Origin of the sequence: Pedobacter terrae, from assembly GCF_036946585.1 — a bacterium.
GTDB lineage: Bacteria > Bacteroidota > Bacteroidia > Sphingobacteriales > Sphingobacteriaceae > Pedobacter > Pedobacter terrae_C.
Genome location: NZ_JAQIIV010000027.1, coordinates 22,077 through 34,150 on the forward strand (window position 1 = coordinate 22,077; position 12,074 = coordinate 34,150).

12 protein-coding genes are annotated in these 12,074 nt (G+C 37.5%); 2 read left to right on the top strand and 10 right to left on the bottom strand.

The window, feature by feature from the left end:
- Positions 1-46: 46 nt before the first annotated feature.
- Positions 47-319: a hypothetical protein gene (locus tag PGN18_RS21790; protein WP_335321688.1), complete on the bottom strand. Its 273-nt coding sequence runs from the start codon at positions 317-319 to the stop codon at positions 47-49.
- A gap of 172 nt (positions 320-491) precedes the next feature.
- Between PGN18_RS21790 and PGN18_RS21795 the strand changes: the two genes are divergently transcribed.
- Positions 492-746 (top strand): hypothetical protein, encoded by a 255-nt coding sequence (locus PGN18_RS21795; RefSeq protein ID WP_335321689.1) that lies wholly within the window; start codon positions 492-494, stop codon positions 744-746.
- A 53-nt stretch (positions 747-799) separates the two neighbouring features.
- On the opposite strand, the gene PGN18_RS21800 is transcribed toward PGN18_RS21795, so the two are convergent.
- The 8 genes from PGN18_RS21800 to ffh all read right to left on the bottom strand — a co-directional run bounded on the left by PGN18_RS21800 (position 800) and on the right by ffh (position 8,300).
- Positions 800-1,480: a type 1 glutamine amidotransferase domain-containing protein gene (locus PGN18_RS21800; protein ID WP_335321690.1), complete on the bottom strand. Its 681-nt coding sequence runs from the start codon at positions 1,478-1,480 to the stop codon at positions 800-802.
- An 85-nt stretch (positions 1,481-1,565) separates the two neighbouring features.
- A complete protein-coding gene (locus PGN18_RS21805; RefSeq protein ID WP_335321691.1) occupies positions 1,566-2,135 on the bottom strand; it encodes a Crp/Fnr family transcriptional regulator in 570 nt (189 codons plus the stop codon).
- Positions 2,136-2,250: 115 nt separating this feature from the next.
- Positions 2,251-2,625: a hypothetical protein gene (locus PGN18_RS21810; RefSeq protein WP_335321692.1), complete on the bottom strand. Its 375-nt coding sequence runs from the start codon at positions 2,623-2,625 to the stop codon at positions 2,251-2,253.
- A gap of 494 nt (positions 2,626-3,119) precedes the next feature.
- Positions 3,120-3,497 (bottom strand): SanA/YdcF family protein, encoded by a 378-nt coding sequence (locus tag PGN18_RS21815; RefSeq protein WP_335321716.1) that lies wholly within the window; start codon positions 3,495-3,497, stop codon positions 3,120-3,122.
- Positions 3,498-3,614: 117 nt separating this feature from the next.
- Positions 3,615-4,103 carry an XAC2610-related protein gene (locus PGN18_RS21820; protein ID WP_335321693.1) on the bottom strand — a complete coding sequence of 163 codons (489 nt, stop codon included), beginning with the start codon at positions 4,101-4,103 and terminating at the stop codon, positions 3,615-3,617.
- Positions 4,104-4,257: 154 nt separating this feature from the next.
- Entirely contained in the window at positions 4,258-4,977 is a 720-nt protein-coding gene (locus PGN18_RS21825; protein WP_335321694.1) for a hypothetical protein, read from the bottom strand.
- Between the two features lie 127 nt (positions 4,978-5,104).
- Positions 5,105-6,643, bottom strand: a complete 1,539-nt coding sequence (locus PGN18_RS21830; RefSeq protein ID WP_335321695.1) for a YifB family Mg chelatase-like AAA ATPase — start codon at positions 6,641-6,643, stop codon at positions 5,105-5,107.
- Positions 6,644-6,962: 319 nt separating this feature from the next.
- Positions 6,963-8,300 (bottom strand): signal recognition particle protein, encoded by a 1,338-nt coding sequence (gene ffh / locus PGN18_RS21835; protein ID WP_335321696.1) that lies wholly within the window; start codon positions 8,298-8,300, stop codon positions 6,963-6,965.
- A 190-nt stretch (positions 8,301-8,490) separates the two neighbouring features.
- Between ffh and PGN18_RS21840 the strand changes: the two genes are divergently transcribed.
- A complete protein-coding gene (locus tag PGN18_RS21840) occupies positions 8,491-10,914 on the top strand; it encodes a DUF5916 domain-containing protein (protein WP_335321697.1) in 2,424 nt (807 codons plus the stop codon).
- A 143-nt stretch (positions 10,915-11,057) separates the two neighbouring features.
- Here PGN18_RS21840 and PGN18_RS21845 read toward each other — a convergent pair whose 3' ends face one another.
- Complete coding sequence (locus tag PGN18_RS21845; RefSeq protein ID WP_335321698.1) at positions 11,058-12,041, bottom strand: helix-turn-helix domain-containing protein; 984 nt, start codon at positions 12,039-12,041, stop codon at positions 11,058-11,060.
- Positions 12,042-12,074 lie beyond the last annotated feature (33 nt).

Genomic DNA, 12,074 nt, shown 5'->3' on the forward strand with positions numbered 1-12,074 from the left:
TAGTATAAATGATGGGATTTTTAAACAACCAGGCGTAATTTTTTAATTATAGTTCATATTGTTCTCTGAATTTGAGTGCTCTTGCTATTTTGCTTTTTGCCTCTTCCGAAAAATCTTCCAAATCAGAAGTTGTAATGATTTTTTCTGCAAGCAGGGCAGTCACCGTGCCCAAAAACCACGAATTTCTAAGTCCGTCATATCTTCTGGCAATGTGTTTATCAAAATCTTTCACCGCCGTAAAAATTTTATAATAATCGTCTCTATTATCTTCGGGTTGTTGTGTTTTCCATTGGTCAAGTATTTCGGAGAATGCCTGCATTTCTTTTTTTAATTCTCATTGTAAAGCTATCTCGAATAATTTTCGGGCTACTTTATTATCTGCTTTTGAAAAATCCATCATATCAATTTTAAGCTATAAAGATAAAAATGTCTTGCCTATAGCTTTGCTTAACCCCAAAAAAAGATTTTATCTTTGAAGAAAAATATCCGCTATGCAAGAACCTTTTGATATAGAAATTGGCCCAGTTAATTATTCAGTTTTTCCAGAGGGGAATGATTCATACACCATTTTTAAAGAGGGAAAAGAATATATCCAGATTCAAAAAGATACTTCATCTATCTGGTTAAAAATGGACTATAAAACCGAACTTCCGATTTTTGAGGAAGACGAAGAAGTGAATGCAATTGGACAGGCCATAGAAAATTATGTGCCTGAGCCTGAAGATGAGGAAGAAGATGAACTATAACTAGGAATCCTCAACAGGAATGGGGGAAACCAATCTCTGTTGAGGATTTAAATTTAGGCAAGAAGTTTAAACAGTTCTTCTGCAACTTTTTCTGATGAGGCAGGGTTTTGTCCGGTAATCAATAAGCCATCAACTATGGCATAAGGGTTCCAATCGGCTATCTTGCTATAGTTTCCACCATTCTTTATTAACATATCCTCTACCAGGAAAGGCACTACGTTTGTTAGTTGTACAGCTTCTTCTTCGGTATTGGTAAATCCGGTTACATTTTTTCCATTTACCAGATATTCACCATTCACCTTTACATCTTTGAGTACGCCAGGAGCATGACATACAAAGGCAACAGGTTTGTTAGCGGTATAGAATTCGGTAATCAGCTGTTGTGAAGTTGCACTTTCTGCCAAATCCCAAAGTGGTCCGTGGCCACCGGGATAAAAAATGGCATCATAATCATCCATCTTTATATCGGCCAATGGAGTAGTATTTTTCAATTTATCTAAAAGGGCAGCATCTTTATCCATTCTTTTTGTAGTTTCGGTTTGAAAAGATGGGTCTTCACTTTTAGGGTCTATTGGAGGCTGACCACCTTTTGGCGACGCTAATACAATTTCAATACCTTTATCAGCTAAGGCATAATACGGCGCAGCCAATTCTTCAGCCCAAAAACCTGTTTTTAAACCTGTATTTCCTAATTCGTCGTGACTTGTAAGCACGAATACAATTTTCTTATTCATTTTTTTTATGCTAAGTGTATCACAAAATTAATGCTGTCGGTTTCAATAGCAAAGGACTTCAATCACAGATTTAATGTGCGCGAAATCACATCTTTGCGGATAGCCTGCTTAAGGTTTCTCTTGAAATACCCAGGTAAGCTGCTATTATTGTTTTAGAAACCCTTTGCATCAATTGCGGATACTGTTGGGCAAGTTGTTCAAAGCGCTCTTTCGGGCTTGTAGTTAAAAGTGATAAAACCCTTTGTTGTAAACCTACATAACCTAAACTATTTTTTATCCTGAAAAAATGCTCCATTTTATGGCTTTCGCGGCATAGCTGATCGAGGTTTTCTTTGCTGATGGAGAGTAGTTCGGAGTTTTCCAGGCAGCTGATGTTGGTAATCGATTTGACATGGCCATAGAAAGCCCTGAAATCAGAAAGCCACCAATTTTCCATCGCAAACTGGATAATATATTCCTTACCATTGGCATCTGTAAAGGTGGCCTTTAATAGACCTTTAACTACAAAATAAATGTGATTGACGAATTCGTCTTCCTGGATGAGGTACTGGTGTTTCTTAAGCGTTTTGGGTTTGAAATGTGTTGATATATACGCAAACTCTTTATCAGAGAGGGAAATGATTTCTTCGAGGTGTGTTTTTAATTCAAAACTCATGCTATAAATCTAGCTAAATTAAGCATGAAAATTATTTTTTGACGTTCAGAAGGAAGGAAAGGAGCAAAAAATAAGGCCTGATTACGAACCAGGCCTTACCTTTAATTATTTCTGCTTATCGATCACAATCTGCTGTCCAGGTTTGCCCGTCTTTTGAAACCAAAATTTTAAGCTTGCTCGCATCAATACTGATACCTGTTACACCTGAGCCAATACTCACATAACTGTTGTCGCCGGTTTTCTCAAACTTTACGCCTGTAATATCAGGAATGTTATTACCAAAATAAAAATTATAAGTTTCGCCAACTTTGCTCACAGTAACTTTTCCATCACTGCTGGTAATTGTATTTTGGCCATTGCGGTAAGAAACTGATCCTTTGTATGTGCCAACAAAGAAATCGCGATCTGCCGGATCGGTATCCTTTTTGCACGACACCATTACGGTTAATGCTATTAAAAGCATGCCGAAAATTTGAACTGTTTTTTTCATCTCTTTCACTTTTTAATTTTAAATAGGTTATAAATGTAACAACGCTATTACAATGACTATGCCAAACGAAAGAGGTGATCTGTTAATAAGATGGGTTTGGCAAGGAATAGTAATTAAATTTGTGACTTAAACTGTTGTATTTCAGGTTACTATTAGGGGGATTTGTCTTTTTGGTTTGAACTATTTAAACATCTGGTTTCAAACTGTGCTGATTGGTTCAAAATATTAAAACTGTTCAGTTTAAAGAACTTGTTCATTTGGCTAACTAAATGGTTGAACTTTTATAAGGTTGCTACTTTCTTTTTAGGAGATAGTGCTATAACAAATAAAGGTATTTTACCCTATTCTTTCGTGTAATTCGATGGTCCGTTAAAATTAACCTTTTCACCTAAAAAATAGGGCTTCCTGCCAGTAATCAGGTCAATTGAAGATTTTACTATAGCCAAATACGCTCTGAATGTAGCGTATCTGTAGCCCTGATAGGCCATAAGACTTTACTCCTGGCTTATTGCCAATATAGATATATTCAAATGGTAATTTTGTGATACGAGAATTGCAGTATCTATGTTAAAAATAAATTTTGATCGGTAAAGCGTAGAGTAACTATCAAAACCTGCATAATCGAGATAAATTTTATTGGTATCAACACCATTTTCATGGCAGTACAGTTTCATTACAGTGAGTTCATCGTGTTTGTCGCTACCGTTATCTCCTGAAAGCAAAATTTTATCAATTTTATGATTATTATAGAGTTTAATGCCAGCATTAAGCCTGTCTTTTAAATTTTTGCTAGGCTTATTGTTGTTTATTCCCGCTCCTAAATAATGGCTACCCTGGCTTTTGATGCGTCTTGCACGTTGAAGTAAATCGATGGGTCAGTTTGATGTTAACAAACAAATTAATACCAAATACTACTACGATAGGCCCCAAAATAAAGGCATATAAGAGCAGTTTAGTGATTTTTTTATGTTCATTGATATGTAAATTGTTTATCTCTTTGATCCGTGGCTTTGAATTATTGTTTTCTTTAAAATTGAGGCGATTTTTTTATCCAGATCTAAATCGTCAGTTTCATTGAAATGTTCGCCAATTTTATATGGTATGTGCTTTTTATTAAGTCTATACAGCTGATAATAATTAGTACCTGTTAAACCATAACTTAGAATCACCTGGTACTTTTTGTTGTAGCTGGGGTTAACGATACTGTTAAAATCTTTTACCTTAGTTAAGGTATAATTTTTAGGATTGACCAGATAAAGGTTGTAAAATGAATTGCCTCCTCTGGCACCAGTATCTTCGAAAATTAACAGATCTTTTATACCGTCATTGTTATAATCTTCGTAAACAATGTTATTTTGAAACTGACGTATATTAATATTTTCTTTCCAGAAAATTTTGTGTGCTCTTTTTCCGCTTTTACCGAAATAGATATTGGCATTAGACGGTTCTCTATCAACTATTATGTATTGTATAGCCATTACATAACTCTTATCTTTAAAAGGATAGACATATTGCCATGTACCTTTTACATCAGGCTGATGGAATATTTTTTGTGCAAACGAATGACTCGATATAAATATAAAGCATAGAAAAAATATCTTCCTCAGGTTAGGCATCTTGCATAGATTTATGTTATATTTCTGAAAGTTTTTGAGCAAGTTCTTCCGTCATCTCATCAAGTGTAAGTAGTCTGCCCCAATTAAATTTCTTCCATACTATTTTTGGTTTATTGGTTTTGTCGCTAAACATATTGCCGCCAGAGGTTTCACTTTTTTTTCGGGTAGAAAAATTAATGCTGGCAATGGTTTGTTCTCCAGAAGATCGGCTATAATTCTCGGAATCAAAGCCAATTAGTTCCATTTTTTGATTCTGGAACCTGAATGTATAATCAACACTATTTACCCAGTAGGAGCCACAGCTTAGCCAATATTGATAACTTAAAATGAGTGCGCCGTTTTTTATGTTGATGGCACCAGTTTCCTCTAAAGGATCGGCGAGGCAAGTGTTCTCTTCATTATTTTCAGTTGGAATAAAATTGGTGTTTTGGGCCTGTAAGCTGTAATTGCCGGATGTTTTAAAAAGAACCAAAAGCATACGGGGATTCACATTCAGTTTATCACTGCCCATACCATCGTTTTTGATGATATTTTTTGGATTGGTATTCTGGATAATGATCGCTTCATCAGGTAAATGATCTTTATTTAAATCACCTTTGGCCCGATAAATTATTTTCCATCCTTTTGGAACAAATGCATTTATATTAATGCCTGTTTTAGGGATTTGAGGATGATCGCTTTGGGCAAATAACTGAACAGAAATTAATAATAACAATATGCCTATAATATTTCTCATATAACGTAAAGTGTGAATGATCCCAGTAATAAGTAGATAAATTTCATTGTATATGTTATCTGCTGATCATTAAACTTGATCTTTATCAAGATAAGGAACAAGTTAAACCGCTTTTTGTGTTCAAGAATTACCCTGCCCAGCCATCCCTATCCAAACTCCTGTAATTGATTGATTCAGCTAAATGTTCAAGTTCTATATTTTCGCTGTTGGCTAAATCGGCAATGGTTCGGGCCACTTTTAAAATCCGGTCGTAAGCACGGGCCGATAATCCTAACCTTTCCATTGCAGTTTTTAGTAAATTGGTTCCAGCCTCACTGATCTGGCATACTTTGCGTACCATTTTAGGACTCATTTGAGCATTACAATGTAACTCTTCTCGATCTGCAAAGCGGATGTCCTGAATTTCTCTTGCTTTAATTACACGATCCCTGATTGGGTTACTTCTTTCCGTTTCCGAAATAGAGGCTAATTCTGTAAAATCAACAGGTGTTACTTCTACATGCAGATCGATCCGATCTAAGAGCGGTCCTGATATTTTGCTTAGGTATTTTTGAACTACACCAGGTGCACAAACACAATCTTTTTCCGGGTGATTATAAAAACCACACGGGCAGGGATTCATGGAGGCCACCAACATAAAACTGGCTGGATATTCTACCGAAAACCTTGCCCTTGAAATGGCGACCTTGCGGTCTTCCAAAGGTTGGCGCATGACTTCTAAAACAGTTCGTTTAAATTCTGGCAGTTCATCTAAGAACAGAACGCCATTGTGTGCCAGCGATATTTCTCCGGGTTGTGGATTGATTCCACCGCCTACCAAGGCAACATCGCTAATGGTATGGTGTGGAGAGCGGTACGGACGGCTTGTCATTAGAGCATCGCTCGCAGACAGTTTTCCTGCAACGGAATGGATTTTTGTAGTTTCTAGAGCCTCATTTAAATTTAAAGGGGGTAATATAGTGGGCAGGCGCTTAGCCAGCATGGTTTTGCCAGCTCCTGGTGGACCGATTAAAATTACATTATGACCACCTGCTGCTGCGATTTCCAATGCCCTTTTAATATTTTCCTGTCCTTTAACGTCGGCAAAATCATGTTCGTAATTGTTGATGTTTTTTAGGAATTCTTCTTTGGTATTTACTTTGACCTGTTCCAGCGCTTCGCTTTTGTTAAAGAAAGCAACTACCTGTGCCAGGTTTTCTACACCATAAGCCACTAAGTCGTTTACAATGGCTGCTTCGCGAACGTTTTGTTTAGGTAAAATAAAACCTTTAAAACCATCCTGTTGTGCTTGGATGGCAATTGGAAGGGCACCTTTTATGGGCTGGATACTTCCATCTAAAGAAAGTTCGCCCATAATAAAATAATCTTCCAGCTCGTCTGCAGGGATTTGACCCGAAGCTGCCAAAATACCAATGGCAATAGGCAAATCGTATGAAGATCCTTCTTTTTTCATGTTGGCTGGCGCCAGGTTTACCACTATTTTCTGTTTAGGCATGCGAAAACCTGAAACATTAATGGCGCTGGCCACCCTTTGCAAACTCTCTTTTACAGCATTATCGGGCAGGCCTACCATATAGTATTTGGTGCCGGCGCTAATATTCACTTCGATGGTTATGGTTAGTGCATTTACGCCATAAACAGCACTCCCGTATGTTTTTACAAGCATTGACTTTAATTAAAATAAATTCGGATGTAAATTATTCGGGATGAATATTAATTCTAATATACAGATTATTTAAAAAAAGATCAAGCTTTAGTGTCTATTATCGGAGTGGTTTTACCGACCCTTATTAAATAAACCTGATTGGACGAATGCTATTTCTTCTATCGGCAGCAGGTAAAGCAGGGCCAAACCCGCTATGAAATACGGACATTCATTTCCAAAACCTATAACACAAAAAATCCTGACCATTACTGATCAGGATTTAATATTTAAAATATTTTATTGCGCTTTAAGCTTTGGTCTTTAACCTTTCCACTAAAACCTATCTGCCAAATGGCATTTTAGGCATACCTTTCATCATGGCTGCTGCGGCTGCAGGGTTAGAAAACTGCTTCATCATTTTACGCATATCTTCAAACTGTTTAATAAGCTTGGTTACCTCTTCTACCTTGCTTCCCGAGCCTTTGGCAATACGTAAACGGCGACTTTGCTGGATACTATCCGGGTTTTCTTTCTCAAAAGGCGTCATCGAATTAATGATGGCTTCGATTGATTTGAATGCATCATCCTGGATATCCACATTTTTCATCATTTTGCCCACACCTGGTATCATGCCCATCAGATCTTTCATATTACCCATTTTCTTGATCTGCTGAATCTGGTTGTAGAAATCGTTAAAATCGAATTTGTTCTTACGGATTTTCTTTTGCAATTCTGCAGCTTCTTTCTCATCAAACTGCATTTGTGCACGTTCAACAAGCGAAACCACATCACCCATACCCAAAATACGTGATGCCATACGATCTGGATAGAAAACATCCAGTGCTTCCATTTTCTCGCCGGTACCGATAAATTTAATTGGTTTGTTTACCACCGATTTAATGGAAAGGGCTGCACCACCCCGGGTATCACCATCCAATTTGGTTAACACAACACCTGTAAAATCTAAACGATCGTTAAACACTTTGGCCGTATTCACTGCATCCTGACCAGTCATCGAATCCACCACAAATAAAATCTCGTGTGGCTGAGTTTTGGTTTTAACTTCAGATATTTCGTTCATTAACGATTCGTCGATCGCTAAACGACCAGCCGTATCGATAATGATGACGTTGTTTCCATTTTGTTTACCGTGTGCAATACCTTCTAAAGCGATACCAACAGGATCATTTGATGCACGGTTTGCGTAAACAGACACACCAACTGAGGTTCCTAAAACCTCCAATTGATCTACAGCCGCCGGGCGGTACATATCCCCTGCTACCAATAAAGGTTTTTTACCCTTACCTTTTAAATGCAAAGCCAGTTTACCTGCAAAAGTGGTTTTACCTGCACCGTTTAAGCCTGCAATTAAAATTACAGTGGGGTTTGCTTTAGTCTCTAACTCTGTAACTTCGCCACCCATTAAGGCCGCAAGTTCATCGTTCATGATCTTAGTAAGCAATTGACCCGGAGAAACCGCGGTAAGTACGTTTTGTCCCAAAGCTTTTTGCCTCACCTCATCAGTAAAGGCTTTTGCTGTTTTATAATTAACATCGGCATCCAGCAATGCTTTGCGGATTTCTTTCATGGTTTCTGCCACGTTGATTTCCGTAATGCTGCCTTGCCCTTTTAATACTTTAAATGCTCTATCTAGCTTGTCCTGTAAATTATCAAACATCTTTTTTTAAGCTAAAAGCTTCGTGCCAAAGGCAAAAAGCTGGTTGTTTTTAATAAAAGGCAAATGTATCAAATTTTGCTTGTAAATTGCTGCACCTCAAAGTCAAAACTTTTAAGGAGATATATTAATTTAGTCTTTTGGTGCAACATTCCAGTTATGGCGCAGTCTTATATCTAACTAAGCTAAACGAATGAAACGCTGCCTCCTTATACTTTTTGTATTTTCTTATGTTTTTTCTCAAGCACAGGATATTTCGAAACAGCGCCAGTTGGAAGCGAAAAGAACGCTGCAAAGCCCCAAAATAGATGGTGTTTTGGATGATGAATGTTGGAATAACGTTCCCCTTGCTACTGATTTTATCCAGATCAGGCCAAATCCCGGAAAGATAGATACTCATGATCGGCGTACTGAAATGAAAGTGCTTTATGATGATGTGGCCATTTATGTTTATGCTCGTATGTACGATCATCCTGACAGTGTTTCGCACGAATTGGTTTCGAGGGATCATATTGGCAATGCCGATTTTATTTCGATCATTGTTGATCCCTTCTACGATAAGATGAACGGAAATGGTTTTTTTGTTACGGCTGCAGGCGTTCAATTCGATGCTAAATACTCGCAGGTTGGTGATGAAGATGCCAACTGGAATGCGGTATGGGAAAGTGCAGTTAAAATTGATGATAAAGGCTGGACCTGTGAAATGAAAATTCCTTATTCGGCCCTTCGTTTTTCTGGTAAGGAAATTCAAAACTGGGGTTTGAATTTTAGCCGTAGGATACAGCGGAGCAATACGCAAACCTTTTGGAATTTTGTTGACCCTAAAGTAAATGGCTTTATTAACCAGGAAGGACTTTGGACCGGAATAAAAGATGTTAAACCACCTTTAAGATTATCTTTCTCGCCGTACATTTCGGCCTATATTAATCATTACCCCGTTAATTTACCCGGCGTAAAAAACACAACTTCGCGTTTTAATGGCGGGATGGACGTGAAGTATGGAATTAATAACAGTTTTACGCTTGATATGACATTGGTGCCTGATTTTGGTCAGGTGCAATCTGATAACCGGATATTAAATCTTACCCCTTTTGAAGTGAAATTTAATGAAAATCGGCAGTTTTTCACTGAGGGGACTGAATTGTTTAACAAAGGCGATCTTTTTTATTCCAAACGGATCGGTTCTATACCATCTTATTATAATTATGGTGAAATAGGCAGCACGGATAAAATTCTAAAAGATCAAACAGAGGCGAAAGTGTTAAATGCCACAAAGATTTCAGGCCGAACAGCAAAAGGCCTTGGTATTGGTATCTTTAATGCAGTTACCAGTAGTATGGAAACCGAGATTGAGGATGCTCAGAGCAACATTCGGATGGTGGAAACGCAACCGCTTACCAATTATAATATTTTGGTTTTTGATCAGTCATTGAAAAACAATAGTTCGGCTACATTTATCAACACCAACGTGCTGAGACAAGGCGCGGCCTACGATGCCAACGTGAGTGCTTTGCTTTTCAATCTAAATAATAAAGGCAATAAGTATTTCGTAAATGGCGGTGGTAAAATGAGTTATTTAAGGGGAGAAGAATCAAGCACGGGATATAGTTATACATTGCGGTTTGGTAAACAGAGCGGTAACTTTACCTGGAGTTACAATCAGGTATATGCTGATGATAAATTTGATCCATCAGATATGGGTTTCTTTACCAATAACAACTTTTTAGATCAGCGGGTAGGCATTGGTTACAACATGTATAAACCTAGCAAATGGTACAATCAATTTGAAAGCTGGATTAATTTAAACTATTCGCGCAGGGCAATACCAAGTGTTTATCAAAAAACAAGTACAAATGCAGGGTATTGGGTACAGTTTAAAAATCAATGGTCAGCAGAATTAGATTTAAGCTGGGAAAGAAAAAGTAACGATTTTTACGAGGCACGCAACGGGCAGTTATACCGTGCGCCGGAAAATTACGGTATCAGTCTTTATATAAACCCAAACCGCGCTAAAGCCTACAATTTTGGTGGAAATCTACGCTACTTTAAACAGCAGCTATTTGGCGGAAGGCAATATAACTTTTACCTTTTTCAGAACCTGAGGCAGAATGATCAGGTTGCCTTTGGACTAGACTTGAATTTTAACCCTAACTACGATTACGTAAATTGGGTAACGGCACAAGGGAACCAGGCCATTTTTTCTAAATATGACCGCAGGACGGTAGAAAATTCTTTCGATGCCAAATACACCTTTACCAATTTAATGGGAATAACTGTTGTATTAAGACATTATTGGAGTGATAGAAGAAATAAAGAATTTTACCTGTTAAATCCTGATGGTCATTTAACAAGCTACCAAGGTGCGCCGTTGACAGGAATGGATAGAAATTATAATGTATTTAATATTGATTTAATTTATACCTGGCAGTTTGCACCTGGTAGCACCCTTTCTGTTTCGTATAAGGATGCGGCAGAAACTTATGATACTTTTTACACACAGCGTTACAACAAAAACCTAAGCGGAATTTTAAATGCTCCTCAGAATAATAGCCTTTCGGTAAAGGTTTTGTATTATGTAGATTATCTAGACCTCAAGAAAAAAAAGAAGAAGGCTTAAACTCCTTCGTTATGTTGATCCGATAGTTAGTTATTGTATTACTTCAGCATCTTTCGTGCGGTTAAGGCCCTGGAATAAATTACCTTCGGTGAGCTCGACAAGCCTCGGTTCAGGGTGACGATCATTTGAGATCAGGAACTAAACTACCTAGCTTTACCAGGACTTACGCCAAATTTTTTACTAAAAGCACTGCTGAAATGCTGTACCGAAGAATAACCTAATTCGTCAGAAATATGCTTAATGTTTTTGCTGCCATCATTTAAGAGTTCTTTTGCCCGCATCAGTTTATAATCGCCTAAGTAACCAAAAACAGTATTCTGAAATACCTCTTTAAAACCTTGCTTTAATTTAAACTCATTTATACCTGCTATTTTTGCCAATTCGATTAAAGAAGGCGGATGATTGGCATTTGCCAACAAATATTCGCGGGCATAATAAATACGGTCTTTATCGTAATTAGACTTAATGGAAGTATTTGTTTTTTTAGCAGCCTCTTCAAATGCCTGCGCCTGTAATGCGAGCAATTCCAAACATTTAGATTGAAGAAACAATAATTTTAACCCACCGGTAAACTGGCAGTTCATGATATCATTTATACAACTGTGCATCGCTAAACTAATGGGCAAATTTTCTGAAGAAAGCTCTACCGGACGGCTGTTCATGATGTTTTCTGCAAAATTCTTTAGCAGGGTGCTGCTTTCGCTGGTTAAATCAACAAAACGTGACCTTTCGAAATTTATTTCAAAAAATTTATGTGGACCGGTATCAAATTCTGCCATCCCGTCAAAATCAGGACTGTAAATAATATTATGCTGGTTTACCCTGATATCCAGCCGTTTATTGGTGAGGTAATTTTCCATGATGCCCCCACCAGCGAGTGCAAAATGGAGTTCTACCATATCTGGTTCGTCAAAAGATTTAATGCGCAGGCGGCTCTGTTTCACAACCATATCGCCGTAAACAATATAAATACCCGAAAAAGCGATTTCTACAAGTTCAGCATCACCAAAAGGAAAACTGTATTTATCCCTCCGCTCTGTTACCAATGGTTGATTAAATTGAGAAATGTCGAACTTACTTCCTACAACATAATATTTATCATTACTATCGTAAATGTTTAAGGCCATAAAATCCTTTTGATATAAATTTTAATCCTTTTG